Origin of the sequence: Segatella oris (genome assembly GCF_900637655.1) — a bacterium.
Classification (GTDB): Bacteria; Bacteroidota; Bacteroidia; order Bacteroidales; family Bacteroidaceae; genus Prevotella; species Prevotella oris.
Window position 1 is genome coordinate 1638509 of sequence record NZ_LR134384.1, and the last position, 23592, is coordinate 1662100.

Below are 23592 nucleotides of genomic sequence, written 5' to 3' on the forward strand. Positions count from 1 at the left end.
AAGAAAAAAGCGATGACCTTCACAGGTAACCGCTCCAAATCTTCAATAGGTATTAGTCTTCTTTAAGGTAAAAAGATTGTTTTCAGGATAACGATACAAAGGTAAAGCTTTTTTTTGGATTACCAAATGTTTCGCAATTTTTTTTGATAAAAAATCTTATTATTATCATTTGGCGAGTGAAAATTGGTAGAAATATCATCTCACTCCTTTTGTTATTTTATTTCACAACAATCTTTTTATGATTGATGATGTAGATACCTTTGTGTAATTTCTCTGTATTTGTTCCTAAATATCTGCCGTCAAGAGTGAATATTCGGTGGTCTTCTTGTGCATTGACCGTTGGAGAGTGAATGCCGGCCGGATGTTTGTAATCAGCAATGTATCTAAATGTAACTTTCCCGTCTTCACTGATGCTGATATTGTCAAGCGCTTGGTTTACCTTATAATAATTAGCGTTGAGTGTTGTCTTTTCATTTATATCGCCTTGCGAATACCACCAAAAGTTTGGTATGTTAGCGTCGAAGTTCAGCTTTTTTACATTGGATGTGCCTGGGAATACATCGCCTTTGAGTTGTTCCAAGTATTTGCGTTGTTCCTGCTTATTCAGTTCTTTATAGTTAGGTTCAGTGCTTTCGTGTCGTTGAATCTTATAAGATGACATGCAAAGTCCATCGGCTGGAACAACTGCAATACGTGGTTTGCCTGGTGTATTGTTCGGGTAATCGCCCATGTTAACTTTATCATAGTCCCAAACTTTATATACCAATAGCCCTTTGTTACTTGCACCTTTATACCAATCTGTTTGGATGATATTCTCTAAAAGAAAGTATTCATCCTTGTCATTAGGGTTTGTTATCTTATAAACAACACCTCCGTCATTAGCTGTCTGCTCCATTGTCATGCTACTTTCTGTTGTCAGTAATTGAATGTTTACAGGCCAGTTCATCTGTTTTTTCTCCCATGCAGTGTAGGGCATTGGTATAAAACCACCATTACCAGCATATTCACCTCCATCCATTAAATCCCAGAATTCCATTTCCTGATTATTTAGATAAGCTGATGATGTGAGAGGGTAGATATCGGGTAATCCCATGGCATGAGAAAACTCATGGCAAGTAACACCAATACTATTGATTTGCATTGTATGGTCTTGTGCATTGGCACGATGTCTGATGAGACTAGGAAAGAGTTCTGCTCCAATACTGAAATTGTAGACATTTTTATTTCCAATTTTCAGTGAAGCATCATTGATGACACTTGTACATGCCCATACTGATGTTGCACCTCCACCATTGTTTTGGCCTAAGCCGGCATAAACTACGTAAACACAATCTATGTATCCATCGTTGTTTGAATCTAATCGGTCAATGTTAGTGACCATGGTCTTTACTTGATTTATGGCATCTCGTACGAGATCCTGTGGGCGTTCATCATCTCTGTTGTTGGCTTTCTTTCCTCCATAGTAGGTCATGTAGTTTGGCAAGTCAATAGGTCCATAGATATCGAAAACCGGTTCAAAGGCTCCACGGCTTGTGGCTTTGAAGTATTGTGACACGCTTCCATAATTTTCATCATTGCCGTTTCCTCGATCTGAAATAGCGCCTGGTGCATTAAAGAAGTCGTAGAAAGCTTCCTTGGGGTCTTTTACTTGAAACTTCACATCCTTGAAGTTGGCAAGGATAACGAGGATATGAGGCTTTCCCGTATGAGGAGTATAGCGTGTATTAGGATCGATGGCTCGTGTCTTGACTCCCTGAAAATTGTCGGGATGTTTGCGGGGAGTTATGAGTTGTGCCTCTGCACTTCCCAATACAGGTACAGGTACCATTTTCCCGTCATATCTTCTAACAAGTGTTGTGTTCTCTTGGTCTGCATGGCTTGAAAGTGATGATGCCATTAAGCAAACTGCAAGTAAAAATGTCTTCATTATTGTAATTTTGTATTGTTGTTAATCTTAAGTGGTAGGGATAAATGAGGGTGTTTACCTGAAAAAATACTGTCCTTTATTTCGCGTTTGTTTGCCGAATTCAATGGCATGATGCGGGCAATAATGGTAGCAGGCAAAGCAGGTAAGACAACTGTTGTTGTGTTTCCACACGGGAATTTGACCATGTCCTCCTTCAATATTGGATGTTGGACAGACATTGGCACAGATACCACATTTTACACAACGCTGCTTCTCGACATGGAAAGGCTTGTCTGTAATGAGCCTGTTTACGAAATAAGAACCTAAAATCTTACTGTTAATCCATGGCCAATGACTCAGATACATGCGGTTTACACAATGCTCACGGTCGTAAATCTGCCCGCAATAAGTTTGCAACAACGCCGTTGCCTGCTGTCGTTTCTCTGTTGCAACCTCCCTGGTATCTACATTCATGAAAGGCAGTCCAACATAGGTGTTAGGCATTTTCAATGAGAAAGTGGCATGCGTATGTAGTCCGATTGTTGCAAGATCTTCGTTAAGATAGTCCATAGCCTGTCCGATATCATCGCCTGCAGTGCATAGTGCATAGCAATAGTGTGCAGAAAGTGAGTCTGAATGTTGACATGCAGTCAGCTTCAGATTTCCGATAAACTTCCTGACGAATAGTGGTGGGCGCCAGCCATGAATAGGAAACATGAAGCCAATACGCTCATCTCTTTCCAAGGTATAAGCATATTGGCTTTTTACAACATCAGGAATAGAATAGAGTTTCTCTCCTGTGATTTGAGCAACTTTCCGAGCTACCCAACGAGTGTTTCCTGTTGCAGAAAAGTAAAATATCATTTATTTTCTGATTCGGTCATTACTCCTTCAATATAAAGACGAGTCATTTCAGTTTTGGCATTACTGTGAACGGTAATACTCTTCTTGAAATGTCCGGCAAACAGTGTGGAACCATTATAAGTGACCTTGATTTCTCCTTTTTGTCCTGGCATGATAGGCGTCTTAGTGTAAGTAGGAACCGTACAACCACAACTTGCCATTGCCTGATTAATGACCAAAGGGGCGTCTCCGGTGTTTGTGAACACGAAAACGGTTTGACGAACAGGATTACTTTTTGGGAAAGTCCCAAGGTCAATAGTTACCTTGTCGAATTTAATCTCTGCCTGTTTCTGGGCAGATGCCATTGTAAAGAATGACATAAGCATGAATGCTATAGCTAATAATTTCTTCATATTCCTCTCTATTAATATTGAATTATGTGCAAAAATACGAAACATTTTGAATTCTTACCTTTTATATATAAGAATTTTATAGATTATTAATCAAATTCTTTCACTTTCATTGAGTTTTTTTCTCGTGTGCTAATGTTTAGGAAACAAAAGCTCATAGTCTCTTTTCAAGGCGGGATGAGTCCATGTTTCCGGCACAAAATGCCAGTTGTTATGAGGTTGGGCATCTATTATTTTGTGATGTTCTATATACTCCATGATAATACTTCTTTGATCTTTTGAACTGATGAATTCAATTCTCTGGGAAATCTCTTGCAATGGAATTCCTGCACCACGTGTCAGTAATTCTCCTCCGCCATTGCCTCGATAACTATTCATGGCAACGCGATATGTTCTGTTTTCTTCAAAGGATTGTCCATTAGACATACGGAGAATATGTACTTTTTGTCCATCGGGTTGTGTGACATCAACTTCATAATCAATGCCGGCAGCAGTGTCGAAGTTGAATGCAAGATTATGCCAATGCCAATGACCATCGGTTTCTTGGTCCATAAGCATAATGTGGTCATTTGGGTTTTGCATGGTTGTAACCCATTGATCATAACTCATTTCTAATAATAATCGTACTTCCTTACCGGTCATTCTGACTACATAGAGCTGATTTTCATACGTATAAAGATTAAAAAGATCACTCACATGAATATCTCCTTCGTGTATACATGCATCGAATTTCAAAGGAGCATTGAGTGAAATGTCGGCTCCTGTAAAGTCTAATTGAATATCGTGTATGAGATCAGAGAATGCAGATGAACCGAAAAAGCTGTCGCGAGTATAGATAGAATGTGTAAAGGTTCCAATCTTTCGACCGACATATTGCTTCACTTTCTCTATGTCAGAAGAGAAGTGTTCCATGAAAGTCTGATCAATTTTTTCATTATCAATATTCACAAGTTGGGCATCTGTTGATGCCAAATGTATTTGTCCTTGCGGACTTTTCTCAAAGTTTAAGCTGCATTCACTGATGTAATGTGCATTACTTGAAGGATTGATGATATAAATCTTTCTCCCATCCTTTTCAATACATTCTCTTTTTAATCTATGGTCGTGTCCACAGAGGATGAGGTCAACACCTGATACTTTTTGTGCTGTTTTTATACTTTCATTTTCATTGCCATTTGTATCTTGAATTCCCCCTTCAAAGCCCGAATGAAAGAGTCCGATGACTGCATCTGCATGTTCAATCTCACGTACATGTTTCACCCATTTTGCCATACAGCTTGGTATATCCAGAAAAGTCATGCCCTGCCACAGGTTTTCATGCAGCCAATAGGGGATGCTTGGAGTCAGCATACCGATAAAAGCAATCCTTATTCCTGCTATTTCCCGGATTGCATACGGCTTGAAGTAAGGCTTTAATGAATTGTTACAAACAATATTAGCTGCAAGGATATCATAATTTGCTTCAGCTGCATATTTGTCGTAAACAGCATGTCCTGTTTCGATATCGTGATTTCCTATGGTCTGCAAATCATACCCAAGGACATTCATAACACGCGCTGCAACATTTTCCATAGACGGCTGCACATAATTGCAATAATAGCATGAAGGCTGTCCTTGCAGCACATCTCCGCCATCTACAAGCAATAAATGTTGGTCGTATTTACAGCGCATTTGCTTCACGTATGATGCTATGCGTGCCATAGAGCCCTTGCAGGGATGCCCCTCAATAAAGTCAAAAGGGAAGAAGCATCCATGTATATCGGTTGTATGGAGTATCTTAATCGTGAATTTACTCATATATTCCGATATATTTCCGAGCTATATTTACATAGTCATGATGCCGCTCAATATAGGCGATACTCTCACGTTTGAGCGTGTCAATACGCTCTGGGTGAAGCACTAATTGTTTGAGAACGTGATACACACTGTCTTCATTGGGTTGTACATTCATAATGGGCCGAAGCTCCGTTTCGCCTAAAATCTCATAGTTTTCAGGTTCTCCGCCACCAATACAGATAAGTCCTCTATTCATAGCTTCCAATGAATTCATAGACGGAGTGTAGCTGTAGAGCTGATCAAGAATGGCATCGCATCCCTCCATCATTTTGACATAATCAGCAAAAGGAATGCTTTCTGCAATTTTCAGAACGATTTTTTCAGGATATTCTTGTGCTATCTTTTGTGCAGCCTTGAGCATGATATCCGTTCCTTTGTAGGCACTCCGTTCCTTGTTTATACCGATAAAGAGGTGGAGTTTGCCCTCAAATGGCCGAGGAAACCGATGAAGTGGAACAATGGGAAATGGGCAGAAGCTGGTTTTCTCAGGAAAAATGGGATGATAACAAGCCCAATATTCATAAAGCCCGGCAACGATATGGTCACAGTCTTTCGCTATATATTGGCACAATTCTGCTTTTGGTGTTCCTATCCAATCCTTTATATATTGCTGTGACTCCTGGTCTTTTCGTATGCTTTTCCCTATATTGAAGTCACTGTATCGCAAAGGGAAGCGTGTTATACACTCATGAACCCAATAGTAATCCATGCCAAAGGCCCCTAAGACAGTATGACGGTTATGTTTTCGCAGATAGTTGTAGAAGAAGCGAAGTCGCTCTGCTTTCAGCTCGAAAAACATGGGGTTGATGAGTTGAACTATGTCATAGCCACGCAGTTTTGGAAGTAGAAAGAGCAGACGGGCATAGAGTCTTACACCACCAAGTCGGCCTTTTGGCCGACTGACATCTATGTCGCGCGGATAGTTTTTCCAGAAATCTCCGTTGGAAACAACCGTGACTTCATGCCCCAACTTGCGCAAACCTTGCGCCAAAGTTGCATGTACATTACTGTATTCTCCTAACAGAAGTATTTTCATAGAAGCGTTGTTGCAATGATAATTCTGCGCCCCCAGCTACTTTTACAGAGCTTTTGAAAGACTCGATACTTGGCTGTATAGTTCTTTTCGGGCAGAGGAAACAGACCATGAGCACGCAACCTTTCGCATGTTTCTTCAAGTCTTGACAGGCTATGTGTCAGTCGGGCCGTGTTATAAAGATGATCCATGGAAAGTTGTGCTATGCGCCGTTGCAGGGCAAACTGCTTCGATTGAGGAAGTGTGTTGAGTTGTTCTTGCAGGTGAAGGATAATTTTTTCTGTGTTCTCGAGCCTTTGAATGCGACTGCGTTTATCGTGTTGATGCAGCACAGAAGCCTTGTGTTGTCGATAGAAATAGCTCTTAGCCGACGTTGCGAAAAGACGGTCGGCATGCAACATCAACTGTGCAGTAAACTCTTCATCTTCGGCATAATAGTTCATGTCGGAGCGGAAACGAAGCCCTTGCAACATGTCTTTCTTGAAAATATAACACCACGAAGCTCCTCTTATGTTGTGTGACTGCATATAGGCTGCACCGGTAAAAGGCCCTTCAATATCTTCGGTAATGGTGACTGAAGGCGAGTATGCTACATCGAAAACTATCATGTCCGGATTATGGTATCTGGCGATATCTAAGCAATGTTCATAGGTCGGTTGCAGCAGATAATCATCTCCGTCAATCAGTTGTATGTATTTTCCTTTGGCCATGTCTATACCCCGGTTTCGCGATCTGCTAATTCCCTGATTGGGTTGGCGCACATAGATGATATCATCACAAATATCAAGCAGTGTGCTGATAGCAGGCGTGTCGCTTCCGTCATCAATCACAATAATCTCCCGACTGTCATTGCTGAGCGACAAATTGCGTATGCTGTCTATGCATGAACGGAGCATTGTCGGGTCGGTATTGAATGTCGGGATGATGAAGCTCACCAATGGAGTCTTGTCATATTTTCGTAAGTCTTGCGAGTTGGGCATAGTCATGATTTTGTGGAACAAATATAAGAAAAAATCTCTCTGCGGCCAAGAATAAGCCGATTTTATTTTGAAAGGGGAGCGTTTGTAGCTTTAATAGCGAGAAACTTTAAGCTTTAATCATGCCCTTAGAAACTAGTGGTTATTATCAAATATAACGCATGAAACTGTTGATTTAATTTACTATTGATTTGCATTTGCCTCTAAAATTTATTATCTTTGCCAAGGGGAAGAATGCGAAAGTGTTTTTCCTTTTTTCGTTTATAGGCCGCGGACAGACAATGAAAGCATGCAAATGGCCTGATAATCTAAGTCAGATTACATTCTGAAGTGCGTCAAATCAGTGTGTAAAGTGACTTGTTTTGCAGATAAATATGAGGCATATTGTACCATGAAATGATGCAGATGAGTAAATAATTTGTTGTTTACGGAAAAACAGAACAATGCAAGATAACTTTTATTGTAATGTTTTCTGATTATTTTTTATTATTTTTTGGAGCGAGATAAAGAGTCAATCTAAATGAAATATCAGTGCAGTACGATATACCTGGAAAAGCTATATAAATCGGGAGAACAAAGAAATGTAGAACTTTAGAACTTCAAAATTTCTTTTCTATAGATAGATGAAGTAATTTCGTATGAAATGTTTCAATCTGTCGACAGCATTCTTTATAGTGGAAGATGAGTCGCAGGCAGGGTGTGCCTTTCGCTATGAAAAGACAAAAACAGAGGTGAAATAAACTAAAACTATGGTTTGCACAACTGATTTTATAGATTTTGTATGCCCGCAACTTGAGGGTGTGGGATAGTGAACTTGCTTTGTTTCGATGAAGTTTCAATAAAAAAAACAATTTCTTTTTGTTTTATTTTCCAAATTCATAAATAATTACTACATTTGCGTTGACAAACATATTAATTAATCTATCATCAGATAAAACAAGTAGAATCAAAATGAGTAAAATCGTTACATTGGGTGAAATCATGCTTCGCCTATCGCCAAAGGGTAATTATCGCTTTGTCCAGAGTGACTCTTTTCAGGTTATTCCGGGTGGCGGTGAAGCTAATGTGGCCGTCAGCCTTGCAAATTATGGACATGCTTCTTACTTCGTATCGAAGCTTCCGGCTCATGAAATTGGTCAGATAGCCGTGAATGGTTTGCGCCGCTATGGTGTCAACACAGATTATATTGTGCGTGGCGGGGATAGAGTAGGGCTTTATTATGCGGAGACCGGTGCAAGCATGCGTCCTTCAAAAGTCATTTATGATAGGGCTAACAGTGCCATTGCAGAGGCAGATCCTTCAGATTTCAACTTTGATGAAATCATGGAGGGTGCAGATTGGTTCCATTGGAGTGGCATCACTCCTGCAATCAGTGATAAGGCTGCAGAGCTTACCCGATTGGCTTGTGAAGCAGCCAAACGCCATCATGTAACAGTTTCGGTAGACCTGAATTTCCGTAAGAAGCTGTGGACATCAGAGAAGGCAATCGCTGTGATGCGTCCTTTAATGAAATATGTAGACGTATGTATCGGCAATGAAGAAGATGCACAGTTGTGCCTTGGTTTCAAGCCGGATGCCGATGTTGAGGGTGGAAAGACCGATGCAGAAGGCTACTATGGCATATTCAAGGGCATGATGAAGGAGTTTGGTTTCAAATATGTTGTCTCCACATTACGCGAAAGTTTCTCTGCTACTCACAATGGTTGGAAAGCACTGATCTATGATGGTAAGGAATTTTATCAAAGTAAGCATTACGACATCAACCCCATCATCGATCGTGTTGGTGGTGGTGATTCTTTCTCTGGCGGTTTAATTCATGGCATGCTTACCTACAAGGAACAAGCTAAGGCTTTGGAATTTGCAGTAGCAGCAAGTGCATTGAAGCATACTATTCCTGGCGATTTCAACGTGGTTTCAACTTCAGAAGTGGAGAGTTTAGCCGGTGGTAATGCCAATGGCCGTGTTCAACGATAATTTTAGATAAAAGAAATGGCAAGATTTAATAAGGTACAAGTACTTACTGCTATGAAGGAAACGGGCATGGTTCCTGTATTCTTCAATAGTGATATTGATATTTGCAAGCAAGTCATTAAGGCCTGCTATATGGGTGGTGTCCGTGTTTTCGAGTTTACAAATCGTGGTGACTTCGCCCACGAATTGTTTGGAGATTTGGTGAAATGGGCAGCAAAGGAGTGTCCGGAACTTATCCTTGGAGCAGGTACTGTGATTGATGCACCAACAGCAGTTCTGTATCTTCAGTTGGGAGCTAACTTCATTGTAGGCCCTAACTTCAATCCAGAGATTGCTCCTGTCTGCAATCGTAGATTGGTTCCTTATTCTCCGGGCTGTGGAAGTGTCAGTGAGATGAGTGATGCACAGGCTGCAGGCTGCGATGTAACCAAGGTTTTTCCGGCAGGCAATGTAGGTGGCCCTTCTTTTGTTAAGAACGTTTTAGGGCCATTGCGTTGGAGCAATATCATGGTGACAGGGGCTGTTTCTCCTGACGAAGAGAACCTTACTAATTGGATAAAGGCAGGTGTGCTTTGTGTTGGTATGGGTTCGAAATTGTTTCCGAAAGACGTCATTGCTGCTAAAAACTGGCAGTATATCACAGACAAATGCATTGAGGCATTAGGGTATATTGCCAAGGCTCGATCATAAGTTACGACATATAAAAGGCTTCCTATTGCTTCTGATAGGAGGTCTTTTCCTTTTTTCTGCTTGTAGACCGGAATACAAATCAGAGGTTGACAAGTTGAATGATATCTCATATTCTTTTCACTATCGTAATCTTGATTCAACCAAGTACTATGCAAACAAGGCTTTGAAATTAAGTAAAGATTACGATAATGGATATGCAGAAGCTTTGAATAATTTAGCCTTTGTAAGTATTGTCAAGATGAATTATGACAATGCTTACAAATTATTGAATGCGGTTTTGAAGGCTACAGATAATCAGTTTGAGCTTCTTGTGGCCGACATTCAGTTCATGCGTTTATGCCAACGTCAGTCCAGAAACAAAGACTTTTATATCTATAGAGAGAGCGCTCTTCACAGACTTCATCGCATCAAAGAAGAACAGTCAGGTCTTACTTCAAGGCAATTAAAGCGATTAACTTACGCAAAGTCAGAGTTTGATATTGTCAATTCCACCTATTTTTATTATATAGGTCTGCGTAAGCAGGCTATTGAAGCATTGGATAATATCGATCCATATGGTGCCATCCAGCAAGACACGGCACAGTTGTTGTCCTATTACTACAATATTGGTTCGGGTGGAATGATAACCTCTGGAACAAGTAGGGAAATCATCCAGAAAGAGTTCGACTATCTTGTGAAATGCTATCTGTTGGCTCTACAGCACAATTATCCATTTTGGGAAGCCAACTCAATGCAGGCTATCAGCGAACATTTACAAGATAAGAAACAACGCGATATGCTGATAGCTGATAATCTACCTACCATGAAGTTTCTTAATGTTGACCACATGCCAGACTCTTTGTTGGCAGGAAATCTTGCCCAACGATCGCTTGATATCTTCATCAGATATGGGGATGTCTATCAGATTGCGGGTGCCTATAGAACGTTGGCACAGTGCTATTGGCATATCAATGACTATCATTCGGCTAATATCTGCCTTAACGATGCATTGCTGCGTGACACAGTTATTCAACGCGCTCCAGACCTTGTGGCTTCTATTCGCGAGCAGATGTCATTGGTTTATTCGGCAATAGATGATAAAACTCAGAGCGATTTCAATCGCAATATCTATCTTGACATGCAGGAAAAGACACGCCAGGATCGTCAACTTGAAGCTCGTGCAGACCAGCTTAACAAGTCAGCATCGACATTGAATTTTATGATTGGGGCTGTTGTTTTCATGATAGTTATCGTGATACTTCTCTTGATTTTCTTTGACAGAATGCGTGTGCGAAGTGACAAGAAGTTTTCTATAGAGCGACTTTTTGCACCTTTGGATGAATGGCAGGAACGTGAAAAGAAAATCAGGCTACAGCAGGAGGATAACTTCGAACAGGTGGATGAACAAATCCAAATGGAGAGTTTGCACCTCTCTGACAACTTGAGGAGAAACATTGAGCAGCGGGCTAAGATTGCTCTCGTCAATAGTATTACTCCACTTATCGACCGTATTATCCACGAAATCAACTGTTTGCGTAATCGCCATGAGACAGACAAAGTGAGATTAGAGCGGTATGCATACATCAGTGAACTTACCAATCAGATTGGTGAATATAATAATGTGCTGACGCAATGGATACAGCTTCGCCAAGGACAGCTTAGTATTAAGGTCGAGAGTTTCGCCCTTCAGGAACTGTTTAATATCGTGGTCAAGGGTTATATGAGTTTCAGATTGAAAGGTATCTCCCTGAAAGTTAAACCTACAGATGCTGTTGTCAAGGCTGATAAAACATTGACTCTGTTCATGATTAACACTCTGGCTGATAACGCACGCAAGTATACTCCGCAAGGAGGTTGTGTGACTATCTATAGTCAGACTACTGAAGAAGCGGTGGAAATCGTGATAGAAGACAATGGACAAGGTATGACCGAAAAGCAGGTTTTGCATTTGTTTGATCACAAAACCATTGTTGATGAGTCGTTGAAAGAAAGCGAGTTGATTCCAGAAGAGAAGTCTCATGGCTTCGGTTTGATGAATTGTAAGGGCATCATTGATAAGTATCGAAAAATCAGTTCAATCTTTTCTGTATGCTCTATCAAGGTGGAAAGTGAGATTGGTAAAGGCAGTCGCTTTGCTTTCAGGCTTCCTAAAGGCGTATTACGCTTGCTTTTTGTTTTCTCATTTCTTAGTCTTTCGTCTTCTATATTTGCATCTTCATATCTCTTGAAAAAGGCTGCAGCTTTCGCTGACAGTGCTTATTTTTGTAATTTGAATGGCAGATATGAGACGACTTTAGATTATGCTGACAGTTGCAGAACCTATTTGAATAAATATTATCGGTTGCTTGGTCTCCAGGAAACTGCTGATACTTTGCGGTATATAGAAACAGAAGTTACACCTGTAGAGATTACATGGTATCACCGTCATTTACGCTTCGACTACAATGTTATCCTTGACATTCGTAATGAAACTGCTGTTGCTAATCTTGCTTTGCATGATTGGGATGCTTATCATTACAATAATAGGGTCTATACATTACTGTTTCGTGAGACCTCGGCTGATAATAGTTTGGGAGAGTATGTACGTGTAATGCAGCGGTCAGAAAACAATAAAAATGTGGCTATCATACTTCTTGTATTGCTTCTTATATTGATTTTTCCTGCCTATTATTTTCTTTATTACCGGCATCGTCTATATTACAGACTGGCTGTGGATCGTGTTGATAAAATCAATGCTGTTTTGTTATCAGACCTAACTCCTCAGGAAAAACTCAGCAATATCAATAAAATCTGGGCACAGGCTAACTTGTTGCTCAAGGCTACAAACTCCAAGTTGAACGATGTTGTTGAAAAGATTAGGCTTGCACTTGCTAATAAAATAGAAGACGATAATAAGCAGTCAATAAGTCTGGAATTGGCAAAAGATGAATTGCATAGGATTATTTATGAAAATCAACGACTGCACATCAGCAATAATGTGCTTGACAACTGTCTGTCAACGCTAAAGCATGAGACGATGTATTACCCCTCGCGCATACGTCAGTTGGTGGATGAAAAGGATAAAAATCTTAATGCTATTAACGAAGTTGCACTTTATTATAAACAGCTTTACGCCTTGCTGAGTGAACAAGCTATGGTACAAATAGACAATAATCTAAAAGCGAATTCGCAATTAGTGAACTATCTTCTTGAACTTCTTAAAAAGATAAGTGGAGAAAAGAACTTAGAAAAAACATTGGTAGAAAAAGATAATCAATATGTCATTATACGTTTGATATTACCTTCACTTCATCTTTCTGATGCACAATGTGCAGCATTATTTACGCCATTATCTATCAATATCAATTATATGGTGTGTCGTCAGATAGTCAGAGAAATAGGAGAAACGACAAATCTTAGAGGTTGTGGTATAGAGGCAAGTCATCTTCCTGATGATGCAGGAACACAGATTGAAATCACTCTTCCACGTCAGTTGAATATAAAATTAAACTCATGAATAACTTTAAAATTATTATCGTTGAAGATGTACCATTGGAGTTAAAAGGTACGGAGGGTATCATTAAGAATGATATTCCGGAGGCAGAAATCATAGGAACAGCAGAAAATGAAACCGCTTATTGGAAGCTGTTGAAAGACCACCAGCCCGATTTGGTCTTGCTTGATCTTGGACTCGGGGGGAGTACAACGGTTGGTGTAGAGATTTGTCGCCATACAAAAGAAACGCATCCTGAAATTAAAGTGTTGATTTTCACAGGCGAAATCTTGAATGAGAAGCTTTGGGTTGATGTCTTGGATGCGGGATGTGATGGTATAATTCTCAAGAGTGGGGAACTTCTGACACGTGGAGATGTCTCCAGTGTTATGGATGGAAAGCGTCTTGTTTTCAATCAACCCATCTTAGAAAAGATAGTATCTCGTTTCAAAGCAAGCGTCGATAACCAGTTGATGCGGCAGGAAGCTTTGATTAATTATGAAATTGATGAATACGATGAACGCTTTCTTCGCCATCTTGCTTTGGGGTATACGAAAGAACAGATAACTAATCTTCGAGGTATGCCTTTCGGCGTAAAGAGTTTGGAAAAGCGTCAGAACGAATTGGTTCAGAAGTTATTCCCTGATGGTAATGGTGGCGTTGGCGTCAATGCAACACGTTTAGTTGTGCGGGCGCTTGAACTTAGGATCTTGGATATTGATAATCTACGACCGGATGAAGAATAAACGAAAACAGCGCTATCTTGGGAACATTATGGTGTTCTTGGCTGCAGGTCAGCTTCTTGTTATACTGTTGTCGTGGCTGCTTTCTGCGGCTTTACCTGATCTGTCGGTGCATTCCTTGCTCAGTAGTGAAGGGATAAGATGGTTCTTCGGACGTTTTTCATATAATATTGCCACGCCTATGACCGCTTGGTTGATTGTTGCAACGATTGCCTATGGTTGTCTTTCATCATGTGGAATCTTGGAATTGCGCCGCCCAATCGACTTCCGTCAGCGCATAGCTCTGCGGTTTGTGGTTTATGAAATCATCGCTTTTGCGGCTATTCTTCTGTTACTGACGCTTGTACCTCATGCCGTATTGCTGAGTGTCGATGGCAACATTCTCTCTCGTAGCTTTGTGAATAGCTTCATCCCTTATGTCTCTTTTGTTGTTTGTGTGATTTCTGTCAGCTATGCTTACATGTCAGGAAAGTATACCTCTAAAGCTGATATTTTCAATATGCTCTGTGAAGGAAGCCGCAAACTTGCACCAATTTTCGTGCTTTATGTGCTGTTCATGCAACTTGTTTTTTCTATACTTTTCGTGTTTTCAAACGGCGGATAGCCGCATTTAACTCCTTATTTGTATCCGTCTATTGACCACAAAGGAAATGGAAAATGCTTTATCGCAGCTCATTACAAAACTTATCAAACTCATTTTGATACCCATTAAACACGTTGATGTCTACAAGACCATGGATGCCTTTTACTCTTCCATCAGGTGACAGTTGCCAATAAACCAGCTTTACATCAGGCTTATATTCTCCGTAACGTGCAATCCAAACCCGATATTTAGCTTTGAGATCAGGAGCTTCTGGAAGGTAACGATTAACGAAAATCTGGCTGATATAAAGAATTGGTCTGCGTCCCGTTGCTTTCTCTACAATGCGGAGCCATGTTCTCACTGCTTTGAAAAGTGCTTTTGTTCCTCCCATTCTATGTATTTGTGAGGGTAGGGGTTCGACGTCAAGAACAGGTGGAAAGTCTCCCTTTTTAACGGATGAATTTTTCAAAAAGTTGTATGCTTGCTGTGCAGCCGGCGTCTTTGTGGTAAAGAAGTGATAGCTGCCAACCTTGAAACCTGCAGCTTTTGCATCGCGATAGTCCTTTTTGTAATAAGGATTTTGCAGGCTTTTTCCCTCGGTACTCTTCAGATAAATGAAACTGATTGGATAGTCAATGCGCCCTGTTACCTTTTTCTTACTGATTTTCCCCAGGCCAACAATGCGCAGTTGATGCCATTTAATACCATAATGTTTCTTTCCAATGACGTGCTGATACTTAGAGATATCAATGCCATAAATACGGTTATTGGTATAGTTCAAGCGTTCTCCGTGAAAGTGACCATGGTGCCATTCGCCCGCTTTCAGTTCGTTATTGGCAGTTATAGCCACTCCAAAACCGTCACGTTTTCCATTTATCCAGTTTCCTTCATAGTATGTTCCATCTTTTGATTGATAGACACCATAGCCCTGCGGTTGTGCATCTTGATTGAAGAAACCAATGTAACGATTTCCTATACTGTCAGTACAAGTGCCACTTATCAGCGTGTCATTTCTCCAAGTTCCCTCATAGATATTCCCGATGGAATCGCGCATTTTTCCATTTCCTTGTCGCTTTCCATCTATCACATAGCCTTGATATATGGTGCTTCCTCTTTTTACAATGCCATAATTGAGTTTCTTGTTAATGCTCATTTTACCACAAGAAGCAAAGCAAAGAGCAATGACAGATAAAATTCCTATTTGATATATCCTGTTCAAATCTTATTTTCCTAAATGAAAAAGTTCTTTAATTTGTTCACTATCATGATAGTCATTCTGCAGTTTTATGCCTACAAAACGCCCTTTATTCATATAAGTTGGAACGAAAATCATACTTCCCGGTCGTGCAAATTCGGCTGGACAAGGGCTTGAAAAACGTGATGTAATGGCCATGGCATCAAGCATTTTTGTGATTTTCCATGGCACAATGGTGATTGCATTTACGCCATGAGGTGTCTTCCTGTCCTCTGTTTCGAGGAGCAATATGCTGTTATGTTTGTCTTTAGCAATGGCAGAGCAGTGTTTCTTTTCAGTTTCCCCTTTTGTGTTTTTATAGGTAGCTGTATACTCATCTGCACGATGGATACTTATTTTTCCATTCCTGTTAAATCGTTGGAGCAGGGCTATCGCCTTCTCTAATGTATCCCTTCGCATATGGATCTTTGTTGCATACTTGGCCACTATATCGTATCCTATGTCTTGAACACCATGCACTCGCAGATAGTATCTCAGTTCATGTTGCTGTTGTTTCAGGCTGTTGAGTTCATGTTGACAGGCTTTCAACTGATGAACGATAAGTTGTGCAGGTTTGATTGCAGATACCAGCAGATCCATAGTGTCTGCAATGGCAGTAACGATGCGTCCTCTGCATGATGGATAGAGCCAATTTTGATTTATCCAAAAGCCATCAGTGTGTTTATGAATAGGGTGAATATCTTTGACTTTCCATGCCATTCCATTTAATAAGGTGTCTGTACTAATGGTTGAAAAAAAGAGATTATTCCCCATTTCATCGCTGATTTGGTAATATCGTTTAAGGTCTATCTGCGTGAGTGCTTGCCTTGCATATGCAGTATTATCTGGCCATAGACGATAAGTGCACCATGAAATCAGCACCATTGAAATAGCAGCAAGCACCCCAAAAAGCTTTCTTTTTTTCATCAGAAAACAATATTCTGCACTAAAAGTGATATTATCTCAAATCTATAATCTCGGCTTTTGGGAAGTCTTTGGCTTTGAAACTGAAAATCGCATCGCTTTGATCTTTTGCCTTAAAGTTACTTATATTGATTGTAGTCCAGTTCTCTCCCTGTCGCATTTTAACTTGAGAAGGAATATGGTTTTTGCCAATCGTGATGTATAGTTCCTGGATACTACGCTTCTTGTTCTGTGCAGTCATGTGAACATGATAGGCACTTCCTTGACTCTTCATACTCAGATTATAACCGCTTTTATAGATTGTTATGAACTTGTAAGGATTCATCTGAGCCTGCTTAGCCTCGTTTGGTGTGGTTACATTTACCTCATTGGTAGCTTTCATGTAAGTCCACTGCGTTTTTCCATTAAACCAAACTGTGGCCTCCGGGGTATGTGCGTAGAACTTGTTTCCTTTGATAGCGATAGTGCCATTGGTTGCTCCGAGGGCATTTCCACGGATAGAAAAGTTGGCACTTGCACCTCCGTTACGGCCAATTACGGTAGCCGTCTTATCAAGTATCTTCATTGCTTGCTCCGAATTCTGTGCCACACAACAGAATGAAGTCAATATCATACACGAGAGAAGGATAATCTTTTTCATCATATTTCTTGTTTTTTAATTTCCTGCAAAGATAAATAATTTATCTGAACTTCAATAGAGTTAGCCTGTTATTAAATAAGAAAGATGTTAAAGGTGTTAAAGAGATGATGTCGCAATTACATGAATATGGTGAAAGATAGAGACTCTTTTACTTGTCGCATATCATTCTCATTGATAATCAATTACTTGCAAACGTGTTTGCAACTTGCGTCAAATCATGATGCAACTTGCATCAAGTTACGCTGCAATCTGCGTCAAAATGCGTGATGATTTGACGCAAATTGAAAGCTTGTTTGGCTATACTTATATTTTATGACAACGTAGTTGACAGAAGCATCTCAAACAAAATACAGCTGTACCGGACTCTAATGAATTCTTATGCAACTGTATTCTTTAATTACTTTTCTATGAATTTTCTTAGCTACGGAGCTGAAGCAGAAGGCTGTTCAACTGGTTTTCGTCTTGAATAAGCACTTCGCGTGGCTTGCTTCCTTGTGCAGCCCCCACGATACCTACTTGCTCGAGTTGGTCCATCAAGCGGCCTGCACGGTTGTAACCAATAGAGAAACGGCGCTGTATCATACTGGTGGAGCCTTGCTGTGAAAGTACAATTGCATGGGCGGCCTCCTCAAAATAGGGGTCAAGTGTGGACATGTCAGCACTGCCACTGCCTATACCGCCACCACTGTTGTCATCAATGGGTTCGGGAAGTTCCATTGGTTCAACGGGCCCCGGCTCTTCCATGATGTAGTCGTTGATGCGTTCAATCTCCGGCGTATCAACGAAAGCACACTGTACACGAACGGGTTCGTTGCCGTTAAGAAACAGAAGGTCACCACGTCCTACAAGCTGATTGGCTCCTGAACGGTCGAGAATGGTGCGTGAATCAATCTGTGAACTCACGCGGAATGCCATTCTTCCCGGGAAGTTAGCCTTGATATTACCGGTGATAATCTTTGTAGTTGGTCGCTGTGTAGCAATTACCATGTGAATACCTACGGCTCGGGCAAGCTGTGCAATACGTGCAATTGGGAGCTCAATTTCTTTACCTGCAGTCATGATTAAGTCGCCGAACTCATCAATAATGACAACAATATAAGGCATATAGTCGTGACCTTTCGTCAAATCTAACTTGTGATTGACATATTTTGCGTTGTATTCTTTGATGTTCTTTGCACCGGCAACTTTCAAAAGATCATAGCGATGATCCATGAGTGCACAGAGACTGTTGAGTGTTCTGACGACTTTGGTTACATCGGTGATAATAGGTTCTTCATCGTTCTCTGGCAGACAGGCCATGAAATGGTCTGAAATCTTGTGGTAAACACTGAATTCTACCTTCTTTGGATCAACAAGAACGAACTTCAGTTCATTTGGATGCTTCTTATATAATAATGAAGTGATTATAGCATTCAAGCCGACAGACTTACCTTGTCCCGTTGCACCGGCAACAAGCAAGTGTGGGATTTTAGCCAAATCAACCATGAACACCTCGTTGGTAATGGTCTTTCCAAGAGCCAGCGGAAGCTCCATCTTTGTCTCTTTGAATTTCTTTGAGTTCAGAATACTCTCCATTGAAACTATCTGCGGCCTCTTATTTGGTACCTCAATACCAATAGTTCCCTTTCCAGGGATAGGTGCAATAATTCGGATGCCAAGTGCAGAGAGACTCAAAGCTATGTCATCTTCAAGGTTTCGGATCTTGGAAATGCGTACGCCTTCAGCAGGGGTTATTTCGTAAAGTGTAATCGTTGGGCCTACAGTAGCCTTGATTTCGCGGATAGATACACCGAAACTATTGAGCACTTCTACAATGCGTGCGTTGTTAGCTTTGATTTCATCCATGTCGACATTTGGCTTGTCTCCGTCGTCATATTTCTTGAGAAGATCAAGCGTAGGCTTCTTATATTTCGTGAAAGGTTCAAGCGGATCGATAGGAGTATTGAGGATTTCCTCAATGTTAACTACATCACTTCCGGCTTTTTCTTCATTCTTTGCTACCTCTACAGTCAGTTTGTTGTCGTTGCTCTCTGTAGCGTTTAGAGGAGTCTCTGCCTTGGGAGAAAGATTTACTACAGGAGAAGTTGCTGTAGAAGTGTGTGCTGAATTGTCAACATTATCGTAGTTGGTGAAGTCAAGAACAGGTGCAGGGATATCATTTGGTAAACCATCTTCAATTGTAGGCTCATCCTCAATAGCTTCATCAGTAATGTCTTCTGATATATCTTCCTGGGGTGTTTCCGTTGTCTGGGACTCATGATTTGTAACGGAGAATTTTACCTTTGAGGTGAGATATTTTACCGGATTCATCGCTTTTCTGACGACGTTAATAGTCTCTGCACTTAGATATGTAAGGAAGGCAAGTGCTGTAAAAAGAAGTATGCCAATTAATCCTGGTGCACCAACTATGTTTTCCAAATGCTGAACACAAAACAGTCCATGTTCTCCACCAGGGTTAAAAAAGAGATTACCCATAATGGGGGAAAGGAATTTTGCAAAGGTTATAGAACACCAAATCATTGTCAGCATCATGCCGAAAAACCATTTCCAAAGGTTTATGGTATAGATTTTCATCAGTTTTAAACCAACTAAAATGATGAAAGCAGGCATGATAAAAGCAGGAATTCCAAAGTTGACAGCTATGAAGAAATAGGCCATGATAGCCCCGATGGAACCGCAATAATTTGTAAACGAATGATTAGTGTTTACCCATTCTCCTGGTCTTAACCCTTCAAGCAGGCTTTGGTCACCTTGTCCTGTGGAAAAGAAAGAAACCATTGCAATGATGACAAAGATTGCAATGAGAAGGAGTATTAATCCTAAAAGAAAGTCTGTTTTTTCGTTGCTGAATATATTACGGAAGCCGACTGCCTCTCCCAAGTTCTTAGGTTTGCGGTCAGATTTTTTTCTTGCCATGCTCTTATTATATTGTATTTCTTGCAAAATTAACGTAAAAATCCGAGAAATGGCGTTCTTTTCATAACTTTTTTCTAATTTTGCAAATTAGAGTTATGTATTTAATGATGAAGAAAACAATATATAGTAAGTTCGATAAGAGACTGATAACTGCCCTTCCTGCGGCTCAATTTCCAGGAAGAATCATAACTGTTATCAGTGAGGCCGATGCAGATAAAGCTGTTGATTATCTGCTGTCATGTGATATTTTGGGCGTTGATACCGAGACAAGACCGACCTTTCATAAAGGTGAACAGCACAAAGTAGCCTTGCTTCAAGTGGCTTCACGTGACACATGTTTTCTTTTCAGACTTAATGATATAGGAATGCCAGCATCGGTAATCAGACTCTTGGAAGACAGAACTGTTCCAAAAATTGGATTGTCATGGCATGATGATATCCTTTCTCTTCACCGTCGTTCAGAGTTTGAACCAGGTTATTTTATTGATTTACAGGACATCGTTGGAAAGATAGGAATAAAAGATTTAAGTCTTCAAAAACTCTATGCCAATATCTTTCATCAGAAGATTAGCAAGCGGCAGCGTCTTACAAACTGGGAAGCCGGAGTGCTTACTGACAAGCAAAAGCAATATGCAGCGACGGATGCCTGGACGTGTATAAAACTATATGAAGAAATCAGACGGCTGTATAAAACCAAGGAGTATAAACTTGTTGTACCTGTAGAACCCAGCAGGTCAGAGGGGACTCCAACAGAAAAAGCAATGGCTAAATTAGCATAATGAAATGGTGATAATAGCTCGTTCAGAGGCTTTATTAATCAATTGAAATTCTAAAATACTTATGTATAAGTCAATCTATCTTAAAAAAGGGAAAGAGGAATCATTGAATCGTTTTCATCCTTGGATTTTTTCAGGGGCAATTCATCATATGGATGATAATATAGAGGAGGGGGAACTTGTCAATATATTCACGGCTTCAAATGAGTTTATTGCGGTTGGACATTATCAAATTGGGTCGATTGCTATACGTGTATTGACGTTTTCAAAGGTGGAAATCAGTTATGATTTCTGGTGCGATCGACTGAGTAGTGCTTTGAAAATGCGCCAAAATGTTGGGATTGCAGATAATAATGTGAATAATACTTATCGTTTGGTACATGGCGAAGGAGACTATCTTCCAGGCTTAGTAATTGATTGTTATGGCGAAACTGCAGTCATGCAAGCGCACAGTGTAGGCATGCACGTGTGCCGTGAAGAAATCTGCCGGGCACTGATTAAAGTAATGGGGGAGCGTATTAAGCATGTTTATTATAAAAGCGAGACAACACTTCCCTTCAAAGCAGAACTTGGACAAGAGAATGGTTTCATGTATGGTGAAACGGATAATGATATTGCTATAGAGAATGGCTTGAAGTTCCATGTAGACTGGCTTCGTGGTCAAAAGACCGGTTTTTTTGTTGATCAACGGGAAAATCGAAACCTTTTAGAGCATTATGCAAAAGGGAAAAGCGTGCTGAATATGTTTTGTTATACAGGTGGCTTCTCTGTATATGCCATGCGAGGTCAAGCCAAATTAGTTCATTCTGTGGATAGCAGTGCAAAGGCTGTTGAATTGACAAACCGAAATATAGCCTTGAATTTTCCAGATGATTTGCGTCATGAAGCATTTTGTGAGGATGCTTTCAAATACTTGGATAATAATGATAACAAGTACGATTTGATAATCCTTGATCCACCGGCTTTTGCCAAACATCGTGCAGCTTTACGCAATGCATTGAAAGGTTATACACGTTTGAATGTAAAAGGTCTGCAACGTATCAAGCACGGTGGCATTTTATTTACTTTCAGTTGTTCACAAGTTGTATCGAAAGAACATTTTCGTAATGCTGTATTTACAGCAGCAGCACAGGCTGGTCGCAAGGTGAGGATACTTCATCAGCTGCATCAACCGGCAGATCATCCTATCAACATCTATCATCCGGAGGGGGAATATCTGAAAGGTTTAGTTTTATATGTTGAGTAGTTTTGCTCATAGAATTAAGTTGTTCATAGATAGAAACCTTCTGCTGAAGCCTGGAGGTTTTTATCTTGTTGCCTTGAGCGGGGGCTGTGATAGTGTTGCCCTACTTCGGGTCATGATTGAACTTGGCTATCATATTGCAGTCATTCATTGTAATTTTCAATTACGAGGTGAAGAATCAGAACGTGATGAACGCTTCTGTGAAGAACTGTGTAACTCACAAAAAGTCCCATTTCATCGAGTTCATTTTGATACAAGAGAGTATGCAGAACTTCATCATATCAGTATTGAAATGGCTGCACGTGAACTGCGTTATCAATATTTTGAACAGTTAAGAAAGGATATCTGTGCTGACGCTATACTTGTGGCACATCATCAGGATGACACTGTTGAAACTGTATTGTTAAATTTAATACGTGGCACCGGCATTCACGGTTTGCAAGGAATTAAGCCAAAGAACGGTCATGTTATACGTCCTTTATTGCCAATGACACGCAATGATATAGAGAATTATCTTTCTTCTATTCAGCAGACTTTTATCACTGATAGCAGCAATCTTATTGCAGACATCAAACGTAATAAGATAAGATTGAAAGTATTACCATTGTTGCGTGAGATAAATCCTTCGGTATCAGAAAGTATAACTTTAACTGCTAAACATTTGAATGATGCAGCAAAAGTGTTTGATAATGCCTTGCAAGAGAGTGTTGAGAGGGTGACTTTAGTTCGTAAGGCTGACCGATATGTTGTGGATATAGACAAATTAGAACGTGAAATTTCGCCGGAGCAGACACTATATACCATTCTGAAGAATTTTTCGTTTTCATCTGCTCAGATTGAGAATATGGCATACTCACTTGATGCACCGACAGGGAAAAAGTGGTTATCGAATACGCATGAAGCCGTTATTGATAGAGGAACGCTTGTTATAGCCCCGCTTTTGGATGCGTCAAATAAGGTTTTAAAAGTGCCGGAAACAGGGTGCTACGTTTGGGATGATAAAGTTAAATTTAATATCACATCACATGTTATAACCCCTGAATTCAAGCCAAGTCACGACCCTGATAAAATAACTATAGATGCCGAAAAGGTGTTTTTCCCTTTGATAATCCGTTATGCACGGCAAGGAGATAGATTTCATCCTTTTGGTATGGCAGGTAGTAAATTGGTCAGTGATTACTTGACTGACCTGAAGCTGTCATTAGTAGATAAACAACGACAAATCGTTATTGAAGATGCTAAAGGAAAGCTACTATGGATTGTCGGACGAAGAATTGACAACCATTTTGGTGTTACGAATCAAACAAAGGGAGTGCTGATTCTGGCTCTTATGAATGAATGACATTTGCAATAGCACGTGAATGCTCAATTCTATAGAATTATTTCATTGTAGTTTGATATATTGGATTTTTTGTC

18 protein-coding genes are annotated in these 23592 nt (G+C 40.3%); 8 read left to right on the top strand and 10 right to left on the bottom strand.

Annotation, left to right across the window (positions count from 1 at the left end; translation table 11 throughout):
- Positions 1-217: 217 nt before the first annotated feature.
- The 6 genes from EL210_RS06850 to EL210_RS06875 all read right to left on the bottom strand — a co-directional run bounded on the left by EL210_RS06850 (position 218) and on the right by EL210_RS06875 (position 7014).
- A complete protein-coding gene (locus EL210_RS06850; RefSeq protein ID WP_025879509.1) occupies positions 218-1927 on the bottom strand; it encodes a M6 family metalloprotease domain-containing protein in 1710 nt (569 codons plus the stop codon).
- 54 nt (positions 1928-1981) lie between these two features.
- Complete coding sequence (locus EL210_RS06855; RefSeq protein ID WP_018920086.1) at positions 1982-2770, bottom strand: EFR1 family ferrodoxin; 789 nt, start codon at positions 2768-2770, stop codon at positions 1982-1984.
- Positions 2767-3162, bottom strand: coding sequence for a DUF1573 domain-containing protein (locus tag EL210_RS06860; protein ID WP_018920087.1), 396 nt, complete (start codon positions 3160-3162; stop codon positions 2767-2769). Before EL210_RS06860 ends, EL210_RS06855 begins: the two co-directional genes overlap by 4 nt.
- Positions 3163-3291: 129 nt before the next feature.
- A complete protein-coding gene (locus EL210_RS06865) occupies positions 3292-4956 on the bottom strand; it encodes a bifunctional metallophosphatase/5'-nucleotidase (protein ID WP_018920088.1) in 1665 nt (554 codons plus the stop codon).
- Complete coding sequence (locus tag EL210_RS06870; protein ID WP_018920089.1) at positions 4949-6031, bottom strand: glycosyltransferase family protein; 1083 nt, start codon at positions 6029-6031, stop codon at positions 4949-4951. Before EL210_RS06870 ends, EL210_RS06865 begins: the two co-directional genes overlap by 8 nt.
- A complete protein-coding gene (locus tag EL210_RS06875) occupies positions 6028-7014 on the bottom strand; it encodes a glycosyltransferase family 2 protein (RefSeq protein WP_018920090.1) in 987 nt (328 codons plus the stop codon). Before EL210_RS06875 ends, EL210_RS06870 begins: the two co-directional genes overlap by 4 nt.
- Positions 7015-7956: 942 nt before the next feature.
- Between EL210_RS06875 and EL210_RS06880 the strand changes: the two genes are divergently transcribed.
- Genes EL210_RS06880 through EL210_RS06900 form a run of 5 tightly spaced genes read left to right on the top strand, consistent with a single transcriptional unit; the run spans position 7957 to position 14464 of the window.
- Complete coding sequence (locus EL210_RS06880) at positions 7957-8979, top strand: sugar kinase (protein WP_018920092.1); 1023 nt, start codon at positions 7957-7959, stop codon at positions 8977-8979.
- Between the two features lie 15 nt (positions 8980-8994).
- Positions 8995-9666 (top strand): bifunctional 4-hydroxy-2-oxoglutarate aldolase/2-dehydro-3-deoxy-phosphogluconate aldolase, encoded by a 672-nt coding sequence (locus EL210_RS06885; protein WP_004376322.1) that lies wholly within the window; start codon positions 8995-8997, stop codon positions 9664-9666.
- On the top strand, positions 9647-13141 hold the full coding sequence (locus EL210_RS06890) for an ATP-binding protein (RefSeq protein WP_025879510.1): 3495 nt from the start codon (positions 9647-9649) through the stop codon (positions 13139-13141). The genes EL210_RS06885 and EL210_RS06890 overlap by 20 nt, the downstream gene beginning before the upstream one ends.
- Positions 13138-13863: a DUF5932 domain-containing protein gene (locus tag EL210_RS06895; protein ID WP_004375182.1), complete on the top strand. Its 726-nt coding sequence runs from the start codon at positions 13138-13140 to the stop codon at positions 13861-13863. Before EL210_RS06890 ends, EL210_RS06895 begins: the two co-directional genes overlap by 4 nt.
- Entirely contained in the window at positions 13853-14464 is a 612-nt protein-coding gene (locus tag EL210_RS06900) for an AbgT family transporter (RefSeq protein WP_018920095.1), read from the top strand. Before EL210_RS06895 ends, EL210_RS06900 begins: the two co-directional genes overlap by 11 nt.
- A 58-nt stretch (positions 14465-14522) precedes the next feature.
- Here the strand turns inward: EL210_RS06900 and EL210_RS06905 are convergent, their stop codons facing one another.
- From EL210_RS06905 to EL210_RS06920, 4 genes are all read right to left on the bottom strand, one after another.
- Positions 14523-15596: a GH25 family lysozyme gene (locus tag EL210_RS06905; RefSeq protein WP_018920096.1), complete on the bottom strand. Its 1074-nt coding sequence runs from the start codon at positions 15594-15596 to the stop codon at positions 14523-14525.
- Positions 15597-15665: 69 nt separating this feature from the next.
- Positions 15666-16604 (bottom strand): hypothetical protein, encoded by a 939-nt coding sequence (locus EL210_RS06910; RefSeq protein ID WP_018920097.1) that lies wholly within the window; start codon positions 16602-16604, stop codon positions 15666-15668.
- Positions 16605-16635: 31 nt separating this feature from the next.
- Entirely contained in the window at positions 16636-17244 is a 609-nt protein-coding gene (locus EL210_RS06915) for a LolA-like putative outer membrane lipoprotein chaperone (protein ID WP_018920098.1), read from the bottom strand.
- A 414-nt stretch (positions 17245-17658) separates the two neighbouring features.
- Entirely contained in the window at positions 17659-20157 is a 2499-nt protein-coding gene (locus EL210_RS06920; protein ID WP_018920100.1) for an FtsK/SpoIIIE family DNA translocase, read from the bottom strand.
- 107 nt (positions 20158-20264) lie between these two features.
- On the opposite strand from EL210_RS06920, the gene EL210_RS06925 reads away from it, so the two are divergent.
- The 3 genes from EL210_RS06925 to tilS all read left to right on the top strand — a co-directional run bounded on the left by EL210_RS06925 (position 20265) and on the right by tilS (position 23518).
- Positions 20265-20936, top strand: coding sequence for a 3'-5' exonuclease (locus tag EL210_RS06925; RefSeq protein WP_025879511.1), 672 nt, complete (start codon positions 20265-20267; stop codon positions 20934-20936).
- 61 nt (positions 20937-20997) lie between these two features.
- The gene (locus tag EL210_RS06930) at positions 20998-22179 is read left to right on the top strand and encodes a class I SAM-dependent rRNA methyltransferase (protein ID WP_018920102.1); all 1182 of its coding nucleotides are present in this window, start codon (positions 20998-21000) and stop codon (positions 22177-22179) included.
- Positions 22169-23518 carry a tRNA lysidine(34) synthetase TilS gene (tilS, locus tag EL210_RS06935; RefSeq protein WP_018920103.1) on the top strand — a complete coding sequence of 450 codons (1350 nt, stop codon included), beginning with the start codon at positions 22169-22171 and terminating at the stop codon, positions 23516-23518. The genes EL210_RS06930 and tilS overlap by 11 nt, the downstream gene beginning before the upstream one ends.
- Positions 23519-23592: the final 74 nt, after the last annotated feature.

What these genes read in the sequence shown, in the direction of transcription:
- EL210_RS06850 (WP_025879509.1), bottom strand. Translation starts at nt 1,927, where the DNA reads ATGAAGACATTTTTACTTGCAGTTTGCTTAATGGCATCATCACTTTCA.
- EL210_RS06855 (WP_018920086.1), bottom strand. Translation starts at nt 2,770, where the DNA reads ATGATATTTTACTTTTCTGCAACAGGAAACACTCGTTGGGTAGCTCGG.
- EL210_RS06860 (WP_018920087.1), bottom strand. Translation starts at nt 3,162, where the DNA reads ATGAAGAAATTATTAGCTATAGCATTCATGCTTATGTCATTCTTTACA.
- EL210_RS06865 (WP_018920088.1), bottom strand. Translation starts at nt 4,956, where the DNA reads ATGAGTAAATTCACGATTAAGATACTCCATACAACCGATATACATGGA.
- EL210_RS06870 (WP_018920089.1), bottom strand. Translation starts at nt 6,031, where the DNA reads ATGAAAATACTTCTGTTAGGAGAATACAGTAATGTACATGCAACTTTG.
- EL210_RS06875 (WP_018920090.1), bottom strand. Translation starts at nt 7,014, where the DNA reads ATGACTATGCCCAACTCGCAAGACTTACGAAAATATGACAAGACTCCA.
- EL210_RS06880 (WP_018920092.1), top strand. Translation starts at nt 7,957, where the DNA reads ATGAGTAAAATCGTTACATTGGGTGAAATCATGCTTCGCCTATCGCCA.
- EL210_RS06885 (WP_004376322.1), top strand. Translation starts at nt 8,995, where the DNA reads ATGGCAAGATTTAATAAGGTACAAGTACTTACTGCTATGAAGGAAACG.
- EL210_RS06895 (WP_004375182.1), top strand. Translation starts at nt 13,138, where the DNA reads ATGAATAACTTTAAAATTATTATCGTTGAAGATGTACCATTGGAGTTA.
- EL210_RS06900 (WP_018920095.1), top strand. Translation starts at nt 13,853, where the DNA reads ATGAAGAATAAACGAAAACAGCGCTATCTTGGGAACATTATGGTGTTC.
- EL210_RS06905 (WP_018920096.1), bottom strand. Translation starts at nt 15,596, where the DNA reads ATGAGCATTAACAAGAAACTCAATTATGGCATTGTAAAAAGAGGAAGC.
- EL210_RS06910 (WP_018920097.1), bottom strand. Translation starts at nt 16,604, where the DNA reads ATGAAAAAAAGAAAGCTTTTTGGGGTGCTTGCTGCTATTTCAATGGTG.
- EL210_RS06915 (WP_018920098.1), bottom strand. Translation starts at nt 17,244, where the DNA reads ATGATGAAAAAGATTATCCTTCTCTCGTGTATGATATTGACTTCATTC.
- EL210_RS06920 (WP_018920100.1), bottom strand. Translation starts at nt 20,157, where the DNA reads ATGGCAAGAAAAAAATCTGACCGCAAACCTAAGAACTTGGGAGAGGCA.
- EL210_RS06925 (WP_025879511.1), top strand. Translation starts at nt 20,265, where the DNA reads ATGAAGAAAACAATATATAGTAAGTTCGATAAGAGACTGATAACTGCC.
- EL210_RS06930 (WP_018920102.1), top strand. Translation starts at nt 20,998, where the DNA reads ATGTATAAGTCAATCTATCTTAAAAAAGGGAAAGAGGAATCATTGAAT.
- tilS (WP_018920103.1), top strand. Translation starts at nt 22,169, where the DNA reads ATGTTGAGTAGTTTTGCTCATAGAATTAAGTTGTTCATAGATAGAAAC.